Below are 23,739 nucleotides of genomic sequence, written 5' to 3'. Positions count from 1 at the left end.
CGAAGAAATGGAACTGCGATCAGGCCTGCTGCCACAAAGCGCTTCAGGCCGCCACGCCCGGGGCTGCCGGGCCCAGGCGGCGACGCTCAGGCCGCGACGACTTCCTGTTTCGGCGGCAGCGCCACCTGGTTGTCGACGCTGAACTGGTAGTCCTCGAACACGTGCTGGGCCGACAGGATCTGGTAGCTGCCGTCCGCCAGGCGGTGCGTGGTGTCCTTCAGGCGGTAGGTGGTGTGGCCGCAGGTCCAGCAATTGAAGTTGCGCATGTGCGTGCACAGGCAGGTTTTATCCAGCACCGAGATATTCTTGCCGTCCGGGCTGGCCTGGACTTCGCGGTTGTACGAATTGATGTAGGCGCAGTTGCCGGTGGCGTCCAGCAGGTAGCCGTAGGATTCGCAGCCGGGGCGGATGCCGGAACCGATCGCCGGCGTGCTTTTCAGCATACGCATCGGGTAGCCGGTCGGCGACACGCCATTGACGATGATGTCTTCTTCGCTGGCGCGGAAATATTCCTGCTTCACGTGGTCGGGCATGCCGCATTCGTGGGTCACGGTGAAGCGGGTCGCCACCTGCACGCCGGCCGCGCCTCGTTCCATGAAGCCTGCCGCATCCGAACCGGTGAAGATGCCGCCGGCGGCGATCACCGGGATGTCGAGCTGCTCGGCGCGCATGTAGGCATGGATCTCGTCCATGATGGTGTGCAGGTCGTACTGCTTCCAGTCGTCGATGCCGAAGCCGAGGTGGCCGCCCGCCAGCGGGCCTTCGACGATGATGAAGTCGGGCAGGCGGTCAAGGCGCGAGACCTTGCGCAGGAACAGTTGCAGCGCGCGGGTCGAGGACACGATGATGCCCAGCTTGGCGTCGCGGAAGCGCGGGTGGTCTTTGATGAGCTCGAAGGAGCCGAGGTGCAGGCCGGCCGACATGGTGATGCCGTCGATGCCGGCGTCGAGCGCGGACGACAGGCGGGTGCGCAGGGTTTCCTTCGGCGCGTTCATGGTCAGCTTTTCCATGCAGTTCACGAAGATCAGGCCGCTGCCTTGCTTCGCCTGCATGGTTGCGCCCACGTGCAGGCGGGTCGCTTCGGCCAGGCGGTCGAGGTCGAACTGCACCACCGCCTTGTTCATGTTGTTGATGTTGAACTTGTAGAGCTTGGTCTTTTCCTTGACGAAGGTGGTGTCGAACTTGCGGTCGGACACGTCCTGCACCATCGCATCGGAAATATGGCCGATGCCGCCCAGGCGGGCAGCCTCGAGCGCCAGCTCGGAGGTCGAGATGTCCACGCCCATCCCGCCGATCATGATGGGAACATATTCCTTGTTGCCCATTCGCAGGCGGAAATCATCAACACGTTTCATTGCAATCCTTAGACTACCGTAGTTCCCTACGCGTACATATGCATCGACGGCCGTGCGCGTACACGGTCGTCATTCTACCCCAAGGCGGGACATGGCTTGCGCAGCGTTGGCCACGCGGCTGGGCCGGTGTGCCGGCCCCGGCTATCAGTCGCGGAAGTTGTTGAAGGCCAGCGGCAGGTCTTCGACATCCTTGCGCAGCATGGCCATGGCGGCCTGCAGGTCGTCGCGCTTGGCGCCGGTGATGCGCACTGATTCGCCCTGGATGCTGGCCTGGACCTTCATCTTGCTTTCCTTGACCAGCTTGGTGATCTTCTTGGCGTCCTCGGTCTCGATGCCGTTGCGCACCTTGATGACCTGCTTGACCTTGTCGCCGCCGATCTTCTCGACCTTGCCTTCGTCGAGGAAACGCACGTCGACCTTGCGCTTCGACATCTTGTTGATGAGGACGTCCTTCACCTGGCTGAGCTGGAAGTCGGAGTCGGCGAACAGGGTCAGTTCCTTGTCCTTCTGCTCGACGTTGGCCGAGCTGCCCTTGAAGTCGAAGCGGGTGGTAATTTCCTTGTTCGATTGTTCAACGGCATTCTTTACTTCGACCATGTCTGCTTCGCAGACGACATCAAACGATGGCATGGCGGGTTCCTTTTTTTGATGTTGCTAATAGATGAATCCCTCTATTTTAACGGACAACCCCGCCCGCACGCGACCACAATTTGCCTTGTGGGCAACAGGCGGCCCGGCCCCCGCCCCCGGGCCGGCCCGCAGTTGCCCCTATAATAGGCAAAAACACCATCACGCCATGCACCCACGACTCCCCATCCTCGACGATTATCCGCTCGCTTCCCTCAACACCTTCCGCATCCCCGCGCGGGCCCGGCATTACCTGCGGGTGAGCAATGCGGCGGAGCTCGACGCGGTGCGCGGCAACCCGGCCCTGAGCGGCCTGCCGCGCCTGGTGCTGGGCGGCGGCAGCAACATGCTGTTCACGCGCGATTTCGACGGCATCGTGCTGCACATGACGGGACTCGGAAAGGAAGTGCTGGGCGAACAGGATGGCAAGCTGCTGGTGCGCGCCCAGGCGGGCGAGAACTGGCATGCTTTCGTGCAGTGGACGCTGGCGCAGGGCTTCGGCGGACTGGAAAACCTCTCGCTGATCCCGGGCACGGTGGGCGCGGCGCCGATCCAGAACGTGGGCGCCTACGGCACCGAGACCAGGGATACCTTCCACTCGCTCACGGCCTACGACCTGGCCAGCGGCGAGACGCGCACGCTCGATGCGGCGGCCTGCCGCTTCGGCTACCGCGACAGCATCTTCAAGCACGCGCAAGGCAGCACGCTGGTGGTGCTGGACGTGACTTTTGCGCTCCCGCTCGATTGGACGCCCAATTTGCGCTATGCGGAGCTGGCCAATGCGGTCGAGGCGGCTGGCCTGACATCGCCGACGCCCCGGGAGATCGGGCAGACGGTGGAAGCGATCCGACGCCGCAAGCTGCCCGACCCGGCCGAGATCGGCAATGCGGGCAGCTTCTTCAAGAACCCGGTGGTGTCCGGCGAGCAGTGCGCGCAGCTGCTGGCGCAGTATCCTGCGCTGGTGCACCACGCGCAGCCGGATGGCAGTGAAAAGCTGGCCGCCGGCTGGCTGATCGACCAGTGCGGCTGGAAGGGCAAGGCGCTGGGCGCGGCCGGCGTGTATCCGAAGCAGGCGCTGGTGCTGGTCAACCTGGGCGATGCGACGGGCCAGGACGTGGTGCGGCTGGCGCGCGCGATCCAGGCGGACGTGGCGGCGCGCTATGGCGTGGCGCTGGAACCGGAACCGGTATTCATTTAGCGGAGGCTGGAGATGATGATCAAGGCAGTCGTGACGGGCCACACCCGGGGCCTCGGCGCCGCGGTGGCGGCGGAACTCGTGGCGCGCGGCATTCCCGTACTGGGCGTGGCGCGCGGGCATGCGGAAATCGGCGAGGGCATGGAGCAGGCTGTCGTCGACCTCGGCGACGCCGCGGCGCTGGCGGCCTGGTTGCAAGGCCATGCGCTGCGCAGTTTCCTGGCCGGCTGCGATACCGCGCTGCTGGTCAACAATGCCGGTGTCGTCGGCCCGGTCGGGCCGCTGGCCGGGCAAGACCCGGTGGCGGCGCTGCGCGCTGCCGTCATCAACGTGGCGGCGCCGCTGGCCTTATCAAGCGCCTTCGTGCAGGCCGTGCCCCAGGCCGAGCGGCGCATCCTGCATGTATCGAGCGGCGCAGCGCGCAGCGCCTACCCCGGCTGGAGCGTCTACTGCGCCACCAAGGCAGCGCTCGACCAGCATGCGCGCGCCATTGCGCTGGACGCCGATCCGCGCGTGCTGGCCTGCAGCCTGGCGCCGGGCGTGATCGATACCGATATGCAGGCCGAGATCCGGGCCACCCCGGACGAACGCTTCCCGCTCAGGCAGCGCTTCGTGGACCTGAAGGAGGGCGGGGTACTGGTGGCGCCAGGCGATTGCGCGGTGGCGCTGGTGGATTACCTGCTGGGCAAGCGCTTCGGGCAGGAGCCCGTGGACGACCTGCGCGGCTGATCATCCGGCAATGAAAAAACCCGGCATGCGCCGGGTTTCCAGGATGGCACGAAGAACGCCGGATCAGACCGTTTTCTTCTTCCGCGACAAGCGCATGCCCATCAGGCCGAGGCCGAGCAGGGCCAGCGACGCCGGCTCAGGCACCGCAGCCGTCATCTTCTCGAAGTTCGTGAAGGCCATATACTCTTCGCCATTGCCATACGTGTAAGGGCCGTACCAGTTATTGCTTCCGACATAGTCACCGTTGCTGGTGTTGACGTGCCAGGCCGACTGTACGGTGCCGTTGCCGAGATCCAGGTAAGGAACCCAGATCTCGCAGAAGCCTTGCGTATCGCAGCTGTTGACCAGTTCCGGCTTGCTGTCGAAGTTATAGCGGACGCCGTTGATCATGACGTTATCGACGAACACCTGGCTGAACAGGGCGTCGAGTGCGGCGACAGCGGCGTTCTCGGTTTTGAAATCGAACAGCGAGCTCTTGCATCCGTCAAACATCGAGGCGCAGGAATTGCCGAAGCTGACTCGATAGTTTTCGCCAGCGATCGTGATGCCGCTCGCGCCGACCAGTTTGCCGTTTTGCATGTTATGGATCACGGCTGCGTTTGCGCTGCCGGCAAAGGCGACTGCGCAGATCATCATGGCGTTCAAGAAAAGCTTTTTCAATTTCGACTCCCTAGGTTTGGAATGACAACCCAATCAAGTGGCTTGGCAAGCTGCTTCATTGGATACGGATATTTTTCTTCGCAGGTTTTGCGCAACGCTAGCAAGTTCTGGCCAGTTGGCTGGTAACCCGGGTGCTTTGCGCTACTTCCTTCTGAGACACATATCTGTCCTTATAGCAACAAATGTGCCAGTAGTGAATTCTTTTGATTAATCAAGACCTTAGGTTTTTCCTGCGGTGCTGGAATTCGCGAAGTGTAAATATTCTCGACAGCTTCCCATGGGACCCGTGGGTTGTTGATTGGGAGCGCGGAGAAGCGTTGTCACAGGGCGAATGTTCGTGCACAGGCGGCGCAGGCCGATCGTATGGGTGTGCCTAGGGCGCGACAGGGTTGTTTGCAGGCACTGTCGTGCATGAACAGCGGGGGGAGCCATCAGGCGACGATGTCGGGGTAGAGGTCGTTCCAGTCGGGGTTGATCGACTGGATCAGGTTGATCTTGCAGTTGCGCCGCCACTTCTTGATTTGTTTCTCACGGGTGATGGCAGCGATGATTTCGCCGTGGGTTTCGTACCAGACCAGGATGTTTGTTTTATGGGTTTTCGTGAAGCCTTCAACAAAGCCTTCTTTGTGTTCCCACACACGGCGAACGAGGTCCGCTGTAACGCCGACATAGAGGGTGCCGTAGCGGCGGCTGGCAAGCATGTAAACGAAGGATTGTCTGTCCATTGGAATATCGTCGGCGGACGGCCTCGTTCGATGCTAACGGCACGCAAACAAAATTGGGTTCCCGCCTTCGCGGGAACGACGGTTGCAAGAGCAGCAATTAAAATTCCGTTAGCGAATACTCAGCGGTCCGACAACTTGCCTGCTAGCCACCGCCTCCAGCACATCGTTCCAGCGCAGGCGGGAACCCAATTTCGGCGCATTGAGGTACTGCTTACCCCGTTCCGCCAACCAGCATCACCCATAAAAAAAGCCGCCCTCAGGCGGCCCCCAAAACACAAACGCGCTTACTGCCCGCGCTTGGCCCTTGCCTTCGCAGCAATGCGCATCCGCAGCGCATTGAGCTTGATGAAGCCGCCCGCATCCGCCTGGTTGTATGCGCCGCCGTCTTCGTCGAAGGTCGCGATGTTCATGTCAAACAGCGAATCGGTCTTCGAATCGCGCGACACCACGATCACGTTGCCCTTGTAGAGCTTCACGCGCACCCAGCCGTTGACGGTGGCCTGGGTGTGGTCGATCAGGGTCTGCAGCGCGACGCGTTCCGGCGCCCACCAGTAGCCGTTATAGATCAGCGAAGCATAGCGCGGCATCAGGTCGTCCTTCAGGTGCGCCACTTCACGGTCGAGGGTAATCGATTCGATCGCGCGGTGGCCCTTGAGCATGATGGTGCCGCCCGGGGTTTCGTAGCAGCCGCGCGACTTCATGCCGACGTAACGGTTTTCGACCAGGTCGAGGCGGCCGATGCCGTGCTTGCCGCCCAGGCGGTTCAGTTCCGTCAGCACGGTGGCCGGGCTCATGCGCACGCCGTTGAGCGCCACGATGTCGCCGCGCTCGTATTCGAGGTCCAGGTATTCGGCTTCGTCCGGCGCCGCTTCCGGCGACACCGACCAGCGCCACATCGATTCCTCGGCTTCCGCGCTCGGGTTTTCCAGGTGGCGGCCTTCGAAGGAGATGTGCAGCAGGTTCGCATCCATCGAGTAGGGCGCGCCGCCGTTCTTGTGCTTCATGTCGACGGCGATGCCGGCGTCTTCGGCGTACTTCAGCAGCTTCTCGCGCGACAGCAGGTCCCATTCGCGCCATGGGGCGATGATCTTGACGTCCGGTTTGAGCGCATATGCGCCCAGCTCGAAGCGCACCTGGTCGTTGCCCTTGCCGGTGGCGCCGTGCGAGATGGCGTCGGCGCCGGTTTCGTTGGCGATCTCGATCAGGCGCTTGGCGATCAGCGGGCGCGCGATCGAGGTGCCCAGCAGGTATTCGCCTTCGTAGACGGTGTTCGCGCGGAACATCGGGAACACGAAGTCGCGCACGAATTCTTCGCGCACGTCGTCGATGTAGATGTTTTCCGGCTTGATGCCGAACTTGATGGCCTTGGCGCGTGCCGGCTCGAGTTCTTCGCCCTGGCCGAGGTCGGCGGTGAAGGTGACGATCTCGCAGCCGTAGTTATCTTGCAGCCATTTCAGGATGACCGAGGTATCGAGGCCGCCGGAGTAGGCGAGGACTACTTTTTTAATGTCGCTCATGGATGGTTCCAGTGTGGAGGGAGATGGGATTCAGATGGTCAGCTGGCCTGGGCGCCGCTCCCGGAGGGAACGGCAGGCCAACGATCAAACAAAAGGGTGCTGCGTTTACATAGGTACTGCTTTACTTGTCCTCGATGCGTCCGAGGAGCAGGTATTCGATCAGGGCCTTCTGTACGTGCAGGCGGTTTTCCGCTTCGTCCCAGACGACCGATTGCGGGCCGTCGATGACTTCAGCCGAGACTTCTTCGCCGCGGTGGGCCGGCAGGCAGTGCATGAACAGGGCGTCTGGCGCGGCGCGCGCCATCTTGGCGCTGTCGACGATGAAGCCGTCGAAGGCTTCCAGGCGTGCCGCGTTTTCCTTTTCGTAGCCCATGCTGGTCCAGACGTCGGTGCTGACCAGGTGCGCGCCTTCGCAGGCGCTAGAGGGGTTGTCGAACAGCGTATAGCGCTTGGTCGACACCAGCTGCGGGTCGATCTCGTAGCCCTTCGGGGTCGAGACGTTCAGGTGGAAGCCGAACACCTCGGCCGCCTGCAGCCAGGAGTACAGCATGTTGTTGGCGTCGCCGATCCAGGCCACCGTCTTGCCGGCGATCGGGCCGCGGTGCTCGTAGAAGGTGAAGATGTCGGCCAGGACCTGGCAGGGGTGGTGTTCGTTGGTCAGGCCGTTGATCACCGGGACCCGCGAGTGGGCCGCGAAACGCTCGATGATCTCCTGGCCGAAGGTGCGCACCATGATGATGTCGCACATGCGGGACATGACCTGGCCGGCGTCTTCCACCGGCTCGCCGCGCCCAAGCTGGCTGTCGCGCGTGTTCAGGTAGATCGCGGCGCCGCCCAGCTGGTGCATGCCGGCTTCGAAACTCAGGCGGGTGCGGGTCGAGCTCTTTTCGAAGACCATCACCAGGGTGCGGTCGACCAGCGGGTGGTAGACCTCGTAGGCCTTGAACTTGCGCTTGATGACCTTGGCGCGCTCGATCACGTACTCGAATTCATCGCTTGAAAAGTCGGAGAATTGCAGGAAGTGCTTTACTTTTGCGACTGGCATAGCGTCTTTGCTTTTCGGTTTTATCCCTTGGAATTATAAGGGTTTTTGCTTGACGTTAGGGAAAGCGGGGTTTCGTCGGGTGGGCAGGTTTCCTGCCCACGCGGTGATAGTTATGGGTAGATAAGCCGAGCGGGCGGATCTTGCACCGCTTGGCAGCGTGGGCGGGAGGACCCGCCCACCCAACAAGCGCGGTCCGCCACTGTCGCGTTCAATACAGCGTCTGCGCCGACTCGTGCAGCAGCTGGCCATACAGCTCGTGCCGATAGCGCGCGATCTTCCCGGCGGCCACCGCCTCCAGCACCGCACACTGCGGCTCCTGCAGGTGGCGGCAGTTGTAGTACTTGCAGCCGCCTAAATACGGCTTGAACTCGACGAAGGCCCGCTCCAGCATGCCCTCGCTCAGGTGGTAGAGGCCGAATTCCTGGAAGCCCGGCGAATCGATGATGGACGCACCTCCCAGCAGCCAGTACAAGCGCGTGAACGTGGTGGTGTGCTTGCCCGTATCCAGCGCTTCCGAGATCTCGCGCACCGCGATATCGGCGTCCGGCACCAGCAAATTGATCAGGGACGACTTGCCCATGCCCGACTGGCCGATGAAGATCGACGACTGCCCATCCAGCAGCGGCGTCAATGTCTCGACCGCATGTTCGGGCTTGGCAGTGGCGGACAGCTCGTGCACCGGGTAGCCGAGCGAGCCATACAGGCCGGCCCGTTCGCGGGCGCGCGGCAGCAGTGCTTCGACGTCGACCTTGTTCAGGATGATGTGGGCCTCGATGCCGGCCGCTTCGGCCGCCACCAGCGAGCGCGAGACCAAATCATCCGCGAAGCCCGGTTCGGTGGCGACGACGATGAACAGGCGCGTGATGTTCGCCGCCAGCAGTTTCGATTTGTACTGGTCCGAGCGGTAGAGCAGGGTCGTGCGGTCGGCGATGCGCTCGATCACGGCCTGGTTTTCGGAAGTCTTCTGGAGGTGGACGATGTCGCCCACGGCCACATTGGTCTTCTTGCCGCGCGTGACGCACTGGAGCTTCTCGCCGTTGGCGTCAGCCAGGTAGTGGCGGCCGTGGGCCGCAATGATGGTGCCGGTCAAGGTGTCGGTCACTGAGCTCATGCCGCCATCCCCCGGTCGTACAGCATACCTGCCTTGGCCGCGCAGATGAAGTCGTTGGCGCTGAGCGCGCCGCCGGCCGAATGGGTGGTGTAAACCAGCGTGCAGCGGCGGTAACCCACCCGCATGTCCGGATGGTGGTTCTCGGTTTCGGCCATGGTCGCGACCGCGTTCACGAAAGCGATGGTGGCGCGGTAGTCTGCGAAGGTGAACTCGCGTTCGATGCTGCCGCCGGCGGCTTGCCAACCGGGCACCTGGGCCAGCAGGGCGCGGATCGCGTCAGGGTCGAGCGCGGGCGCGCCATGGGTGCAGTGGCGTTCGAGGAGCTTCATGCGGCCGCCATGGTGAGCTGTTTCACCCGCACCGAGGCCGGCGGGTGCGAATCATAAAAGGCTGAATGCAGCGGGTCGGGCGTCAGGGTCGAAGCATTGTCTTCGTACATCTTCACCAGTGCCGACACCAGGTGGGCCTGGTCGGTATGTTTGGCGGCGAAGGCATCGGCTTCGAATTCGTGCTTGCGCGAGGTGATCGAATTCAGCGGCGAGAGCACGAAGGTAAAGACCGGCAGCACCAGCATGAACAGGATCAGGGCCATGCCGTCGTTCGAGGCATTCATCATCGGGGTCACGCCCAGTCCGGTGTAGAACCAGGCCTGGGTTTTCAGGTAGCCGAGCAGCGCCAGGAAAGCCAGCGACAGCGTGAAGATCACGACGATGCGCTTGACGATATGGCGCAGCTTGAAGTGGCCCAGTTCGTGCGCCAGCACCGCTTCGATCTCTTGCGGATCAAGGCGCGCCAGCAGGGTGTCGAAGAAGACGATGCGCTTGTTGCTGCCGAAGCCAGAGAAATAGGCGTTGCCGTGGGCGCTGCGCTTGCTGCCGTCCATCACGAACAGGCCTTTCGAGGCAAAGCCGACGCGCGCCATCAGGCCTTCGATGCGTTCCTGCAGGCTGGCATCCTGCAGCGGCGTGAACTTGTTGAACATCGGCGCGATCACGGTCGGGTAGAGCACCATCATCAAGAGCTGGAAGCCGCTCCAGACGCACCAGGCCCATAGCCACCACAGGTCGCCGCTTTTCTCCATCAGCGCCAGGATCACCCACAGCAGCGGCAGGCCGATGACGGCGCCCATCAGCGCGCCCTTGACCATGTCGCCCAGCCACAGGCGCGGTGTCATCTTGTTGAAGCCGAAGCGTTCTTCCTGCACGAACTGGCGGTACCAGTCGAGCGGCAAGTCAAACAGGGCCGAGAGGACGGCAAAGGCGGCGACCAGGGCCATCTGGTGCGCCATGCCGGGGCCGGTCACGCCCAAGAGGACGTTCGACAGCGCCTGCAGGCCGCCGAGCAGGGTGAAACCGATCAGCACCAGGCCGCCCCACAGCAGCGAGACCAGCCCGAGGCGGGTCTTGGCCACCGTATAGTCGGCCGCCTTCTGGTGCGCCGCCAGCGGCACCTTTGGAGCAAACTCGGCCGGGACGCTGGCGCGGTGGCGCAGCACGTGGCGGATGTGGCGGTTGGCCAGCCAGAAGCGCAAACCGAGGGTCAGCGCAAGGAAAACAACGAACAAAACCGAAAACCCGAATGAAGACATTCTGTGCCTGTGAGAAAATGCAGGATAAGCTTGCACAGTGAAGTGCAGTACCAACAAAGAGAGAATTATGTCACAAGCTACACAAACCGAAGGGGCGGCCAAGCCTGCGCGTCCGAACGAGTTCAACCTGGTCTGGCTCGACATGGAGATGACCGGCCTCGACCCGGACAACGACCGCATCATCGAAGTAGCCGTGGTCGTGACCGACCCGGAGCTGAACATCATCGCCGAGGGGCCGGTATTCGCCATCCACCAGTCGGACGAAACCCTGGACAAGATGGACAACTGGAACAAGGGCACCCACGGCAAGTCGGGCCTGATCGATCGCGTCAAGGCGTCCACCGTCACCGAAGCCCAGGCGGAAACCGAGCTGATCGCCTTCCTGAAGCAGTACGTCCCGAACAACAAATCGCCGATGTGCGGCAATTCGATCTGCCAGGACCGCCGCTTCATGGCGCGCGGCATGCCGAAACTCGAAGCCTTCTTCCACTACCGTAACCTGGACGTGTCGACCCTGAAGGAATTGTGCCGCCGCTGGAAGCCGGAACTCGCTTCGGGCTTCAAGAAGCACCAGAAGCACACCGCGCTGGCCGACATCGTCGAATCGATCGAAGAGCTGCGCTACTACCGCGAGCACTTTATCAAGCTGTAGTAGGCAGGTACCTGCGTCGGTTGCCTGCCATGAAACGTGCGTGACAGGCAACAAGTTATGCGACAATCGTCCGCATGACCCACGCACCGCAGACCGCGCTTCTCGACCCCGGCGGCGAAGCAACGATGCGTTCCCGCATCCGCCGGCACGACTGGAACCAGACGCCCCTCGGTCCTCCCGAGCGCTGGCCGGCCAGCCTGCGCACCGCCTGCGACATGATGCTGCACTCGGCCTTCCCCATGTTTTTGGCGTGGGGGCCGGACCTGGTCTTCCTCTATAACGACGCCTATGTGCCGCTGCTCGGGCAGAAGCACGGGCGCGCGCTCGGCCAGCGCTTTTGCGACCTGTGGGCCGAAGTCTGGGCCGAGATGGTGCCGCTGATCGACCGTGCGCTGTCGGGCAAGCCGGTGTATTACGAGGACATGCCGATGACCGTGAACCGGCGCGGCTACCCGGAACGGGCCAATTTCACCTTCTCGCATGCGCCCCTGATCGGTGACGACGGCCAGGTCGCCGGCCTGTTCTGCACCGTGATGGAAACCACGCGCCGGGTCGCGGCCGAGCGCCGCGCGGCCTTCGAGCTGACGGTGTCGGACGCGCTGCGGCCGCTGTCCTCGCATGAGGATGTCGTCGCCACCGCCTGCGCGCTGCTGGGCGGAGAGCTGCATGCAGGGCGGGTCGTGTATGCGGAACTGGATCCGGCCAGCGGGCGCTTCGCCGCGCCGCACTGGTGGACCCGCGAAGAACGCGCCGGCCTGCAGCCGCATCTTCAAACGCAAAGCCAGAAAGCCCCGCACCCCGGCTTCGACCTCGATGCCTTCGGGCCGGCAGTCGCCGCCGCGCTGCGCGCCGGCGATGCGGTGCGCATCCACGACACGGCGCACGATGTGCGCACGATTGGCTACCGCAGCGCCTACGTAGCCGAGCGTATCGGCGCGCTGCTGGTGGTGCCGCTGGTGAAAGCGAACGGGCTGACGGCTTTCCTGGGCATCGACTGCCCGCAGCCGCGCTTCTGGAGCGAAGACGACATCCAGCTGGCGCGCGACGTGTCCGAACGTACCTGGTCCGCGGTGGAAACGGCGCGCGCCCAGGCCGAGCTGCGTGCGGAACGCGACCGCAGCCGCGACATCTTCGACACCATCGCCGAGGGCTTCGCCGTGTTCGACGCCGACTGGACCGTGCTCGAGATGAATGCCGAAGGCCTGCGCATCTGCCGCATGGAGGCGCCGGACGTCCTGGGGCGCAACCACTGGGACGCCTTCCCGCATACGGTCGATGCCGAGCCGGGGCCAATGTACCGCGAGGCGATGCGCACCCGCGTGGCCGGCGCTGCCGAACACTCGCACGTCTTCCCGGACGGCAGCCGCCTGTGGACCGAGGTGCGGGCCTACCCGATGCAGGACGGCGGCCTGGCCGCCTTCTTCCGCGACATCACCGACCGCAAGCTGGCCGAAGAAAAGCTGATGGAGGCAGACCGCCGCAAGGACGAGTTCCTGGCGATGCTGGCGCACGAGCTGCGCAACCCGCTGGCGCCGATCAGCGCGGCCGCCGAGCTGCTGCGCATCGGGCGGATGGACGAAGCGCGGGTGCGCCAGAGCAGCAACATCATCGGGCGCCAGGTGCGCCACATGACGCGGCTGGTGGACGACTTGCTGGACGTCTCGCGCGTCACGCGCGGCCTGATCACGCTGGAACGGGCGCAGGTGCCGGCGCGCGTGGTGATCCAGGAAGCGGTCGAGCAGGTGCGCCCGATGATCGATGCGCGCCGCCAGAAGCTGGCGCTGCACCTGCCGCCGGCATGGGCGATCGTCGAAGGCGACAAGGCGCGCCTGGTGCAGGTAGTGGCCAATATCCTGAACAACGCCACCAAGTACACACCGGAAGGTCGCGCCATCGACCTCGGCGCGCAAGCTTTCGGGGATAGCCTGGTGATCAGCGTGCGCGACGAAGGCATCGGCATGGACCGCGAACTGTCCGCGCGGGTGTTCGACCTGTTTACCCAGGCCGAGCGTTCGTCCGACCGCTCGCAGGGCGGCCTCGGGCTGGGACTGGCGCTGGCCAGCAACCTGGTCGAGCTGCATGGCGGGACGGTCGGCTGTTCCAGCCCCGGTCCGGGCATGGGCAGCACGTTCGAAATCAAGCTGCCGCTGCTGCAGGGCGCCGTGCCGGCGGCCCTGCCGGCGCCCGAGGCGGCGCCGGAACAGGCCGGGCGCGTGAGGGTGCTGGTGGTAGACGACAACGTCGACGCCGCCGAGACCCTGGGCCTGCTGCTGGAGGCCCATGGCCACGAGGTGGCGGTCGAACACGACTCGCTGCGGGCGCTCGAACGTGCGCGCGGCATGGCGCCGGACGTCTGCCTGCTCGATATCGGCCTGCCCGACATCGATGGCCGCGAACTGGCGCGGCGCCTGCGCGCCCGGCCGGAAACGGCAGGCGCGGTGCTGGTCGCCGTCACCGGCTACGGCCAGCAGCAGGACCGCATCGATGCCTTGGCGGCCGGCTTCCAGCACCACCTGGTCAAGCCGGTCGACATGGAGGCGTTGGCGCGCCTGCTCGACGGCGTGCGCGCCGCGGGTGCCGCAACGCGGACAGAACCCGCTTAACGCATCTGGGTGTAATTCACCGGGATGAAGCGGTAGCCTTTGCCCTCGGTTGCGAGGTAACCCATCCCCGGGAATTGCAGGTGGGCGCCGCCGATCAGGTAGCCGCCTTTGGCTGCGGCGTCGAAGGCTTTCTTGCGTGCGATGGCGGCGGCTTTCTGGTCGCTGTCGAACTGGATCGTCACGCCGGGGGCCGGCATCTGCACCGCGGCCACGTGGATCAGGTCGCCGACCAGGTGCAGCTTCTGGCCGCCGCTTTCCACCATATAGGTCGTATGGCCAGGCGTGTGTGCGCCGGTCGGGTTGGCGGTCACGCCCGGCACCAGCTCTACGCTGCCTTCGAAGGGCTTGAAACGGCCCGCTTGCACATACGGCCCGAGCGCGGCCTGGGCGCCCTGGAAGGACCCCTTGTCCTTGGCCTTGTCCAGGTTTTCCTTGCTCAGCCAGTAGTCGGCCTCCGCCTTGCTGGCACGCACCGTGGCGTTCGGGAAGACGGCCGCCGAGTTGCTTACCAGGCCGCCGACATGGTCGCCGTGGAAGTGGGTGATGTAGATCTCGTCGACCTGTTCTGGCTGATAGCCGGCTGCCTTCATGTTGGCCACCAGCCGGCCCAGGGTCGGGCCGAAGAAGCTGCCGGCCCCACTGTCGACCATCACCAGCTTGCTGCCGGTATTGATCAGGTAGGCATTGTCCGAGGTTTCGAGCGGCGCTTTCAGGTGCGCCTTCGCCAGCGTGGCAACCGTCTTTTTCGCATCCTGGGCCAGCAGCTTGTCCACCGGCAGGTCGACCGTGCCGTCCGACAGCGGGGTGATCTCGAACTGGCCGAGCATGACGCGGGACCAGCCGGGGGCAGGGGTCTTGGCCATGGGCGCGGCGGCCCAGGCGGGGCTGGCCAGGCAGGCGGCTGCCACGGCGGTGGCGACGATCGCCAGGGTACGGTGCTGCAGGGTGTTCATGGTGGCTCCTTTGTTATTGTTGAAGGCGTTGCATATCGTACATGATTGCAACGCTGTATGTTTACCTTGCAGCACGCCTAACGCGCCCAACGCGCCCAACACGCGCTGCAGCAAGCTGTGGTGTAATGGCGGGCTTCACAGCTGCTGTGCGGATGCACAACGCGTTTCCATGTTCCTGATGCTGATTCACAGGCTGCGGCGCCTCCGCCCGGCCGGACCGACGTCGTTTGCCACGCAGCTGCCCGCAGCCCTGGGCGCACTGGTCGTACTCCTGCTTACCGAGCTCGCCAGCAGCGTCGTGCTCGATGCCGCCGGCGTCCACTCCCTGCCTTTGCTGGTGGCCCCGATGGCTGCCTCCGCCGTTCTCCTGTTCTGCCTGCCCGCGGCGCCGCTGGCCCAGCCCTGGCCCGTCATCGGCGGCAACGTCGTGTCGGCGCTGGTGGGCGTGGCCTGCGCCGGCATGGGCGACCCGCTGGTGACCGCGCCGCTGGCGGGCGGCGTGGCGATCGCCGCCATGGCTGCGCTGCGCTGCCTGCATCCGCCCGGCGGTGCGGTGGCCGTCACCGCCGTGCTGGGCGGGGCCGCGGTGCACGATGCCGGCTTCTGGTTCGCGCTGGCGCCGGTGGGCCTGAACTCGGTGCTGCTGGTTCTGGGCGCGGTGGCCTGGAACAAGCTGTCCGGACACCGCTACCCCCACGTGCAGCCGGCCGCGCGCCCGCTGGAAGCGAAGGCCGGCTTCGCCAGCGAAGACCTCGATGCGGCCCTCGACAGCTATGGCGAGACGCTCGACGTCAGTCGCGACGACCTGGCCACCATCCTGGCCAATACGGAGCAGCGCGCCGCCGCACGCCGGACGCGCCTGCACCGCTGCGCCGAGCTGGCGCAGCCCGTGCCCGCGACCCTGGACCCCGGCATGCCGCTGGCGACGGCGCGTGCGCTGCTGGTCCGCCACGGCGTGCCGGCGCTGCCGGTGGTGGACGCCGCCGGCCGTCCGCTGGGAGTGCTCAGCATGGCCGCGCTGGTGGCCGCAGGCGGCAGCGCCAGCCGCCCGCTGCCTGCACGCGCGCGGCGCGCCACGGCGCTGCTGTTCGGGCGCGACATGGTGCCGACCGTGGGGCAGCTGGTGGAACCGGGTTTTGTCGCGGTCGACGAGGATGCTCCGGTGACGGCGCTGCTGGCGAGCTTCCATGACGGGGCGCAGCAGGTGTTCGTGGTGGACGGGAAGGGCAGGCTGGCCGGGATGGTGCGGCCGGGGGACTTGCTGGTGGGGCTGGATTTGGGGGTGCTGGAGGGGCCGGTGGAGCAGGCGGCCGCGTGAGGGAGCTTGTTGCACGGCTGATCGGCCGCTGGTTGAACGCGTGGGCAGAATCTGCCCACCCTACGATGTGCGGCTGAGCGACAGCCGCGGACTGGGATTTGTGGAGCACCGTAGGGTGGGCAGGTTTCCTGCCCACGCGTTCAACCTACGGTGCTGATGCCGCAAAAGATTTGCTGCGCGATCCCAACGGGTGAATTACTCGGCTTCCGCCCCGCAGCACTTCTTGTACTTCTTCCCGCTACCGCAAGGGCAATCGTCATTGCGCCCGACCTTCGGCTCCTCGCGCACCACGGTTTCCACCGCAGGCTTGCGCAGCGGCAGCCAGTAGCGGTGGATGCTTGGGAGGTTGGCTTCGATCGCCAAAGCCAGCTGGTGCGCCTTCTTCGGGTCTTCGACTTCCGGCAGCTCGGACTCTTCGATCTCGTCGGCGCCGAGCAGGTAGATCGGGCGCATCAGGTCGGCGACCTCGGAGGTCCAGATCGGCTCCCACGAACCCGGGCGCAGTTCCATGCCTTCCCAGAAGCCCCAGCACCAGGCTTCGCCGTCGATCAGGTTGCTGCCATTGACTTCGTGCTCGCAGTAGAGCGGCTCGAAGTCTTTCGGGGCGACCTCGAAGGTGACCAGCACTTCGTTCATGAAGCGCATGATCAGGTTGATGATCTTTTCTTCGTCGCGGCTGTTCTTCCACGTCGGCGCCTGCTGGCCATCCTGGCCCCACACGCGCGGCAGCCATTCGGCCGGCATGATGGTTTCCGGGCCGATCGCGATCGCAGTCAGGTAGCCGTGCAGGGTGTCCATCGTCATCGCATCCTCGGGGGAGCGGTCGGACAGCAGGAACTGGTCGAGTTCGTCGAATTCTTTGTCGGTAAGGGGCTGGTCGAGATGCATGTGGGGCTCTTGTTGCGTTTGAAGGCGACAGTTTAACCCCTGTGGCCCCCGAGAGCACGGAAAACCTGAGAATGCCCCCGTGGCCGGGAGCAGTCATGGCCACCGCCGGCGGCCATGACCTGGCCAAGGCCTTAACGCTTGGCTGCGAATGCCTTCACCAGCGCATCCGCCGCATACTGCTCGGCCTCTTTCGCCTTCGGCAGCATCGCGCCCATCCCGAAGAATTCATGCGTCACGCCGCTCCATTCTCGGTAATCCACGGCCACGCCATCCTTCTTCAGCTTGTCCGCATACTGCTTGCCCTCGGTGAGCAGCGGGTCGATTTCGGCCGCGACGATGGTCGCCGGCGGCAGGCCCTTGAGCGAAGCGGCTTTCATCGGCAGCGCGTACGGGTTCTTCGGGTCGCCCGCGTAGTGCTTGAAGAACCAGCCCATCATCGCCTTGTTGAGCGGCTTGGCGTTGGCGTTGCGCTTGTACGACGCGTTGTTCATGTCGTCGTTCACCACCGGGTAGACCAGCAGCTGGTGCGCCGGCAGTTGCGCCTTCTTGTCGCGGGCCATCATCGACACCACGGTCGCCAGGTTGCCGCCGGCCGATTCGCCGCCGACCGCCACGCGCATCGGGTCGCCATTGAATTCCCTGGCGTGCTGGGTGACCCACAGGTAGGCCGCATACGAGTCTTCCGGCGCGATCGGGAATGTATGTTCAGGGGCCTGGCGGTAATCCACCGACACCATGATCGCCTTGGCCATCTTGGCCAGCGCGCGCGGCGAGGCTTCATACACCTTGGTATCGGCGATCACGAAGCCGCCGCCGTGGTAGTACACCATCACCGGGAACGGGCCCTTGCCCTCCGGCGTGAAGATGTGCACCGGGATGCTGCCGCCGGCGACCGGCACGCTCATCGTCTTCATCGTCACACCCGGTTCCGGCGCGGTGCTCTTGCCCATTTGGGTCAGCACCTTCTTGACCGCGTCGGCCGGGGTCGGCTGCTTGCGCGCTTCGGCCGGCGTGAGGGTCTCGATCGGCTTCGGCTTCAGCGATGCGTGGGCGTCGAGCACCTTCTGCATGTCGGCGTCGGCCTTTGGTGGCTGCGGCGACTGGGCCAGGGCCACGTTCCAGACCAGGGCGGCGGCGACAGCCGTCAGCGCCAGGGGGAGTGCTTTTTTCATGTTCTTGTTCCTCGGTGAAAGGCCGTATGACCTATAGAATTCGATAATTCCATGCCGGGGGCGGCAGGCACTGTTCGCGCGCGCACCATATTCGTCAAATTCCAGCGGCCAATAGGACGGGAAGGGGCGCGGCGCTTACAATGTCCAAATGGATAACCCGACTTCACCCGACAACACCCCGGCGCATCCGTACGCGCGGCTCGACCCGCAGGCCGTACTGGAGGCGGTCGAGAGCGTTGGCCTGTACTGCGACGGCCGCCTGCTGGCCCTGAACAGCTACGAGAACCGCGTCTACCAGGTCGGCCTCGAAGAAGGCCCGCCCGTCGTCGTCAAGTTCTACCGGCCCGGTCGCTGGAGCGACGAGGCCATCCTCGAGGAACACGCCTTCGTCAGCGAGCTGGCCGAGCGCGAAATCCCGGTGGTGCCGGCCGACGTGATCGACGGCCGCACCCTGCACAGCTTCGGGGGCTACCGCTTCTCGGTCTTCCCGCGCCGCGGCGGGCGCGCGCCCGAGCTGGGCGACCCGGCGACGCTGGAATGGATCGGGCGCTTCATCGGCCGCATCCACGCCGTCGGCGCCTTGCATCCTTTCACGGCGCGCCCGGAACTCAACCAGCAGACCTTCGGGCGCGAGCCCTTCGACTGGCTGCGCACCCACGGTTTCATCCCGCCCGAGCTGGCGGCGACCTACGCCAGCGTGGTCGAGCAGGCGCTCATTGGGGTGGCGCGCTGCTACGAGCGTGCCGGCGAACTGCCGCTGCTGCGCCTGCACGGCGACTGCCATGCCGGCAACGTGCTGTGGACCCCGGATGGCCCGCATTTCGTCGACTTCGACGACAGCCGCATGGGCCCGGCGATCCAGGACCTGTGGATGCTGCTCTCGGGCGAGCGCCAGGAAATGGTGGGCCAGATGGCCGACGTGCTGGCGGGGTATGAAGACTTCTGCGAATTCCACCCGCGCCAGCTCTATCTGGTCGAGGCGCTGCGCACCCTTCGGCTGATCCATTATTCGTACTGGCTGGCGATGCGCTGGATTGATCCGGCCTTCCCGGCGGCCTTCCCGTGGTTTAACACCCAGCGCTACTGGCAGGACCGCATCCTCGAGCTGCGCGAGCAGGTGGCGCTGATGGATGAGCCGCCGCTATGGCAAGTGTGAACCTTGCAGGTGTGAACCTTTAAACACGGAATTGCCGCGCTTTCGCCGTCCAGTTCGGCGTGACACGCGCGCCGGATTTGCCGGATAATCGGGCGACGCAGATTTGCCTGCGGTCCAGCGCCACTGAGAACGACCATGGAACCCAACAAACCCGACCCTGACGATATCGATTTCACGATAGACCTGTCCCATGCGGGCAGCGTCGTGCCGCGGGGACCGGAACAGGCGCCCGCCACCCAGCCGCAGCCGCAAGGCCGCGCGCCGATGGAAATGCGCGAAATCCAGGAAGCCATCGCCCGCGTCGAAGCCGAGGCCAAGGCCAATGTGGCCGGCGAGAGCCGCGCCCATGCCGAATCGCGCGCCCGTTCGCTGGCCGAGGAGCGCGCCGCGCTGGATGCTGCCGTGACCGCCGCGGCCCTGGCCAATGCCCAGGCATCCGAAGACGCGATCGCCGCCAACCGCGAGCGCCTGGAGTCCCTGCACGCGGCCGCCAAGGCTTCGAACGAGCGGCTGGACGCGATCCGCCACGAGACCGCCGAACTGCGTGCCCGCATGCAGCTTGAGACGGAAACCCGCATGGCCTCCGAAGCGCGTTCGCGCCTGGAAGACGAATCGCGCCGCCGCGCCGCGGCCCAGGTGGAAGCCCAGGCCGAAATGGCGGTGCAGGCCGAAAAGGCCGCCGACGAACTGATGGTCCAGACCGAACGCGCGCGCCTGCAGGCGGTCGAGCGCATGGCCGCAGTGGAAGCGGCGCGCGAAGAAGTGCTGCACAACGCCAGCGCCGATGCGCGCGTGGCGATCCTGGCGCGCGAGCGCGAACGCGCCGAACACGGCGCCCGCCAGACCGCCGAGATGCTGGTGCAGGCCGAGGCCGAGGCATTGGAACTGACCCTGCAGCGCGAACGCGCCGACCAGGTCGCGCTGGCTTCGAGCTTCGCCCGCGCGGCAGCCGAGGCGCGCGCGCTGGAGGAAGCCCGCGCCATGGCCCATATCGAGCAGGAGCGCGAAGCCATCGCGCTGGCGCAGGCCGAGTCGGACCGCGTCGCCGCGCAATCGATGCGCATGCGCATGCAGACTGAAAAAGAGCTGCGCGACGCCGCCACCCACCGCGAGCGCCTGGAACAGAGGGCCGCCGCGGGCGCCGAAGCGCGGCGCGAAGCCGAAACCCGCATCCTGGCGGCGACCGAAGCGCGCATCGAGGCCGACCGCAAGCTGCGCGAACTGGCCGGCGAACGCGCCCGTGCCGAAGAAGAAGCGGCCGGCCAGGTGCAGGCGCGCCTGGAAGCAGAATCGGTCGCCGCGGCGCATGCGCGCGAGCGTGCCGCGGCCGACGAGGCGGCGGCGCTGGCCGCCCAGCGCGACGCCGGCGAGCAGGAACACCAGCGCGCGCTGGCCGAGGAACGTGCGGCGCTGCTGCAGGCGGCGGCGGATGCGCGCGCTGCCGAAAATGCGGCCGAAGAGGCGGCGATGCTGGCGGTGCGCGAGCAGGCGGCGGTGCAACAGGCGGCGCTCGATGCGGCCCAGCGCCGCGCCGAGGGTGCGCAGCGGCGGGTCGAGGCCGAGCGCGAACGCGCGGCGGCTGAAGAAGCCGCGCTGGCGCGTGAAGAAGAACAAATCCAGGCCGAACGCGCGCTGGCGCAGGCGGCCGAAGCGCGCGCCCAGGCCGCGCATGCGGCTGCGGCGCAGCTGCGCGAACAGGCCGAGGCCGAACGTCGCGCCGAGGCGGTGCAGCAGGCCATGTTCGAGGCGCAGGGCGAACAGGCCCGCGCCGCGATCCAGGAAGCCGAGCACGCGGAGGCGGCAGCCGCCGCCCAGCAGGACGCCGCGCGCCGCGCCCTGGAGCTGGCTGCTGCGCAGGCCGAACGCGCCGAGGCGGAACGCCGCCAGCTGGAGCTGCTTGATGCCGCCATCGCGTCCGAACGCGCCGCGACCGAGACGGCGCGCGAATCGCTGGCCCTTGGCGAGCGCAAGCTGGCCGCGCAGCGCCAACAGGCCGCGGCCGATGCGCGCGCCAACGAAGCGGCTGCGGCGCGGCTGGCGTCGGAACAGGCAGCCGCGCAGGCGGCGCTGGCACGGGCGGCGGCAGAAGAAGAGCAGGCACGCCTGGCGCATGAGCGCGCAGCGGGCGAGCAGGATGCGCTGGCGGCGGCGGTACAGAAGCGCGAGGCCCAGCGTTCGCTGCTCGAGCATGCGCAGCGCCACGCCGAAATGCAGCGCAAGGCCGCCGACGCGACCCAGCGCATGGCCGACGCGCGCAAGGCGCTGGCCGACCTGGAAACGCAGCGCTACGAAGAAGTGTCGGCCGACCTGGCGGCGTTTGACCGCGCCATCGGGGCCCGCAAGGCGGAAGCCGAGCACCGGGTGGCATCGGTGAACATCACGCGCGAGGTGCTGGGACGGTTCAAGCAGTCGCAACCGGCATCGGCGTCACAGGCGGTGACCAGGCTGGCGGATGTGATTATGAATCAGAGGAAGAACGAGCAGGAGTAGGGCACGCTTCGGTGGGACGCAACGAAGGTCAACCTGGGTTCGCGCGCAGGCGGGAACCCAATGCCAGTCAACTAAGAAGAATTTGTAGGGTGGGCGGGGTAATTTCGGGCAATGCCCGGAATTACAAATTGCCCACCCTACGGGTGACCAGCGGCTCTTAAGTGACTGGCATTAAGGCGGGAACCCAATTTAGTGTGATATGCCCCGCATATCAATCATGGCCGATCGAGTCGCCCAGCATATCACCGCACCGCCGGCGCCTCGCTCGGCGCCACCGGATTCACCGGCCCCGTCGCCGCCTTGGTCGCAAAATATTCCGTCTCGCCAAAGCAGGTGGTCGGTACGCCGCGGTGTTGTTCGTAAGTCACCTGCACGCGCTGCCCCATTGCACTGAGCAGTTGCTTGGCCACCGCATCGTCGCGCACCGTGAAGGTGAACCGCTCCGGGATCGCCCCTGGCATGCTCGACAGCAGCAGCTCGCCTTCCCAAGTCTTGCACAGCCAGCCCTTTTTCGAGAACTTCTGCAGGTAGCCCGCGCGTTCGCCTTCCGAATACGACCAGCTGAGCGTAAACCAGGTGTACAGCGCGAACAGCACCAGCACGGCGGCAATGGCGGAGAGCAGGATGGCGGTAGCGCGTTTTGGCAGGGCGTTGGGCATGGCGGCAGTCGTAAGAAAGATTGGGTTGGAAATCAGGTATCAGCTTGGCGGCAGGGCAGCCGCGCCCATTCTGCCACGGCTTGGCAGAATAACAAAATCCCGCGCTCCGGTTCAGGACTTGCCGAGCGCGGCCCGTCCCTCGTGTTCCTCACGCTCCATGCGCTTCCGGTAGCGCACCGAGGACCACAAGGACACCAGGATAAAGGCCAGCCCCGACAGCCCCGTGAACCATTCCGGGATGTGATAGTGGACGCTGGCGAACATGATCAAGGCCAGGATGCCGATCGCGTAATGCGCGCCATGTTCCAGGAACACGAATTCTTCCAGCGTGCCCTTGTAGACAAGGAACACGGTCATCGAGCGTACGAACATGGCGCCGATCGCGAGGCCGAGCATGATGATGACGATGTCGTTGGTGATCGCAAAGGCCCCGATCACGCCGTCGAAACTGAACGAGGCGTCCAGTACCTCGAGGTAGAGGAAGCCGCCGATGCTGCCCTGGGCGAGCATCCTGCCCACCGCCGGGTCTTCTTCCTCGTGCTCGAGCAGGCCGCTGAGCCATTGCACGCCTATATAGATGAGTACGCCAGTGACGCCGGCCACCAGCACCGGCAGCTTGCGCTCGGCCGGCATCAGCGACATCGCGCCGCAGACCGCCGACAGGGTGATCAGGATGGCCAGTCCCTCGGTGCCGTATTTGCCGATCTTTTCCTCGATCCAGCCGAGCCAGTGCAATTTCTTTTCTTCGTCGAATAAAAAGTTCAGGAACACCAGCAGCAGGAAGGCGCCGCCGAAGGAGGCGACCTCGGCGTGCTTTTCGGTGAGGTGGCGTGAATACTCGCGCGGGTTGTCGATGCCCAGGTGCCAGACCTCGACCAGGCCAAGCCCGGTTGCAGCGGAAACGATCACGAGCGGGAACAGCAAGCGCATGCCGAACACGGCCACCAGGATGCCGACGGTGAGGAACAATTTGCGCCAGAACTCGTTCCAACCGCGCAGGACCGACGCGTTGACGACCGCATTGTCGAAAGAAAGCGACACTTCGAGCACGCCGAGCACAGCGGTGATCCAGAGCGCCTGCAGCATGCCGCCGATGCCCCGGTGCTCGTAGCCCCACCAGCCGGCAAGGGCCATGAGGATGACCGTGACCGCGATCGACAACCGGAAATGCCGCATGACGCCCCCTTGCCTGTGTAGTCGTGTTGGAGGAATATTACCGTTCCAGGCTTGAGGACGGCGCGGGAATGCCCTGCAGCTGCATTGAAGTTGTATCTACGCTATATCAACTAAACCTTG

General features: G+C 65.3%; 21 protein-coding genes. 7 read left to right on the top strand and 14 right to left on the bottom strand.

Annotated elements, in window-relative coordinates:
* Window positions 1-86: 86 nt before the first annotated feature.
* Together HGB41_RS12000 and HGB41_RS11995 are read right to left on the bottom strand one after the other, a co-directional pair.
* Window positions 87-1,355, bottom strand: a complete 1,269-nt coding sequence (locus HGB41_RS12000) for a nitronate monooxygenase (protein WP_171084526.1) — start codon at window positions 1,353-1,355, stop codon at window positions 87-89.
* Window positions 1,356-1,499: 144 nt separating this feature from the next.
* Window positions 1,500-1,985, bottom strand: a complete 486-nt coding sequence (locus tag HGB41_RS11995; protein WP_171084524.1) for a YajQ family cyclic di-GMP-binding protein — start codon at window positions 1,983-1,985, stop codon at window positions 1,500-1,502.
* Window positions 1,986-2,151: 166 nt separating this feature from the next.
* On the opposite strand from HGB41_RS11995, the gene murB reads away from it, so the two are divergent.
* Entirely contained in the window at window positions 2,152-3,180 is a 1,029-nt protein-coding gene (murB, locus tag HGB41_RS11990) for a UDP-N-acetylmuramate dehydrogenase (protein ID WP_171084522.1), read from the top strand.
* 15 nt (window positions 3,181-3,195) lie between these two features.
* Complete coding sequence (locus tag HGB41_RS11985) at window positions 3,196-3,906, top strand: SDR family oxidoreductase (RefSeq protein WP_171084888.1); 711 nt, start codon at window positions 3,196-3,198, stop codon at window positions 3,904-3,906.
* 63 nt (window positions 3,907-3,969) lie between these two features.
* Here the strand turns inward: HGB41_RS11985 and HGB41_RS11980 are convergent, their stop codons facing one another.
* The 7 genes from HGB41_RS11980 to HGB41_RS11950 all read right to left on the bottom strand — a co-directional run bounded on the left by HGB41_RS11980 (window position 3,970) and on the right by HGB41_RS11950 (window position 10,552).
* Entirely contained in the window at window positions 3,970-4,566 is a 597-nt protein-coding gene (locus HGB41_RS11980; RefSeq protein ID WP_171084520.1) for a PEP-CTERM sorting domain-containing protein, read from the bottom strand.
* Window positions 4,567-4,997: 431 nt separating this feature from the next.
* Window positions 4,998-5,291, bottom strand: a complete 294-nt coding sequence (locus HGB41_RS11975) for a GIY-YIG nuclease family protein (RefSeq protein WP_171084518.1) — start codon at window positions 5,289-5,291, stop codon at window positions 4,998-5,000.
* Between the two features lie 284 nt (window positions 5,292-5,575).
* Complete coding sequence (locus HGB41_RS11970; protein WP_171084516.1) at window positions 5,576-6,808, bottom strand: argininosuccinate synthase; 1,233 nt, start codon at window positions 6,806-6,808, stop codon at window positions 5,576-5,578.
* A gap of 121 nt (window positions 6,809-6,929) precedes the next feature.
* A complete protein-coding gene (gene argF / locus HGB41_RS11965; RefSeq protein WP_171084514.1) occupies window positions 6,930-7,853 on the bottom strand; it encodes an ornithine carbamoyltransferase in 924 nt (307 codons plus the stop codon).
* Between the two features lie 208 nt (window positions 7,854-8,061).
* The gene (gene rsgA, locus HGB41_RS11960) at window positions 8,062-8,964 is read right to left on the bottom strand and encodes a ribosome small subunit-dependent GTPase A (RefSeq protein WP_171084512.1); all 903 of its coding nucleotides are present in this window, start codon (window positions 8,962-8,964) and stop codon (window positions 8,062-8,064) included.
* Window positions 8,961-9,293 (bottom strand): 4a-hydroxytetrahydrobiopterin dehydratase, encoded by a 333-nt coding sequence (locus HGB41_RS11955; RefSeq protein ID WP_171084510.1) that lies wholly within the window; start codon window positions 9,291-9,293, stop codon window positions 8,961-8,963. Before HGB41_RS11955 ends, rsgA begins: the two co-directional genes overlap by 4 nt.
* Window positions 9,290-10,552: a M48 family metallopeptidase gene (locus tag HGB41_RS11950; RefSeq protein WP_171084508.1), complete on the bottom strand. Its 1,263-nt coding sequence runs from the start codon at window positions 10,550-10,552 to the stop codon at window positions 9,290-9,292. The genes HGB41_RS11955 and HGB41_RS11950 overlap by 4 nt, the downstream gene beginning before the upstream one ends.
* Window positions 10,553-10,619: 67 nt before the next feature.
* On the opposite strand from HGB41_RS11950, the gene orn reads away from it, so the two are divergent.
* The gene (orn, locus tag HGB41_RS11945) at window positions 10,620-11,204 is read left to right on the top strand and encodes an oligoribonuclease (protein WP_171084506.1); all 585 of its coding nucleotides are present in this window, start codon (window positions 10,620-10,622) and stop codon (window positions 11,202-11,204) included.
* Window positions 11,205-11,278: 74 nt separating this feature from the next.
* Window positions 11,279-13,807, top strand: a complete 2,529-nt coding sequence (locus HGB41_RS11940; protein ID WP_229422982.1) for an ATP-binding protein — start codon at window positions 11,279-11,281, stop codon at window positions 13,805-13,807.
* Here HGB41_RS11940 and HGB41_RS11935 read toward each other — a convergent pair.
* Window positions 13,804-14,760 (bottom strand): MBL fold metallo-hydrolase, encoded by a 957-nt coding sequence (locus tag HGB41_RS11935; protein WP_171084504.1) that lies wholly within the window; start codon window positions 14,758-14,760, stop codon window positions 13,804-13,806. The genes HGB41_RS11940 and HGB41_RS11935 overlap by 4 nt on opposite strands.
* Before the next feature lie 169 nt (window positions 14,761-14,929).
* Between HGB41_RS11935 and HGB41_RS11930 the strand changes: the two genes are divergently transcribed.
* Window positions 14,930-16,078: an HPP family protein gene (locus tag HGB41_RS11930; RefSeq protein WP_229422981.1), complete on the top strand. Its 1,149-nt coding sequence runs from the start codon at window positions 14,930-14,932 to the stop codon at window positions 16,076-16,078.
* 195 nt (window positions 16,079-16,273) lie between these two features.
* On the opposite strand, the gene HGB41_RS11925 is transcribed toward HGB41_RS11930, so the two are convergent.
* Both HGB41_RS11925 and HGB41_RS11920 read right to left on the bottom strand, forming a co-directional pair.
* Window positions 16,274-16,966, bottom strand: coding sequence for a UPF0149 family protein (locus HGB41_RS11925; protein WP_171084502.1), 693 nt, complete (start codon window positions 16,964-16,966; stop codon window positions 16,274-16,276).
* 131 nt (window positions 16,967-17,097) lie between these two features.
* Window positions 17,098-18,138: an alpha/beta hydrolase gene (locus tag HGB41_RS11920; protein WP_171084499.1), complete on the bottom strand. Its 1,041-nt coding sequence runs from the start codon at window positions 18,136-18,138 to the stop codon at window positions 17,098-17,100.
* A 148-nt stretch (window positions 18,139-18,286) separates the two neighbouring features.
* Here HGB41_RS11920 and HGB41_RS11915 point away from each other — a divergent pair, with 148 nt between their 5' ends.
* Both HGB41_RS11915 and HGB41_RS11910 read left to right on the top strand, forming a co-directional pair.
* Window positions 18,287-19,294 carry a serine/threonine protein kinase gene (locus tag HGB41_RS11915; protein WP_171084497.1) on the top strand — a complete coding sequence of 336 codons (1,008 nt, stop codon included), beginning with the start codon at window positions 18,287-18,289 and terminating at the stop codon, window positions 19,292-19,294.
* A gap of 135 nt (window positions 19,295-19,429) precedes the next feature.
* Complete coding sequence (locus tag HGB41_RS11910; protein WP_171084491.1) at window positions 19,430-21,784, top strand: coiled-coil domain-containing protein; 2,355 nt, start codon at window positions 19,430-19,432, stop codon at window positions 21,782-21,784.
* 242 nt (window positions 21,785-22,026) lie between these two features.
* Here the strand turns inward: HGB41_RS11910 and HGB41_RS11905 are convergent, their stop codons facing one another.
* Window positions 22,027-22,443 carry a DUF8785 domain-containing protein gene (locus HGB41_RS11905; RefSeq protein WP_171084490.1) on the bottom strand — a complete coding sequence of 139 codons (417 nt, stop codon included), beginning with the start codon at window positions 22,441-22,443 and terminating at the stop codon, window positions 22,027-22,029.
* Window positions 22,444-22,554: 111 nt separating this feature from the next.
* On the bottom strand, window positions 22,555-23,619 hold the full coding sequence (locus HGB41_RS11900; protein ID WP_171084488.1) for a DUF475 domain-containing protein: 1,065 nt from the start codon (window positions 23,617-23,619) through the stop codon (window positions 22,555-22,557).
* Window positions 23,620-23,739: the final 120 nt, after the last annotated feature.

The sequence above is a fragment of the Telluria aromaticivorans genome, assembly GCF_013003915.1.
Taxonomy (GTDB): Bacteria; Pseudomonadota; Gammaproteobacteria; order Burkholderiales; family Burkholderiaceae_D; genus Telluria; species Telluria aromaticivorans.
Note: the sequence above shows the minus strand (reverse complement) of the source record. Positions and strands in the feature narration are given on the sequence as shown.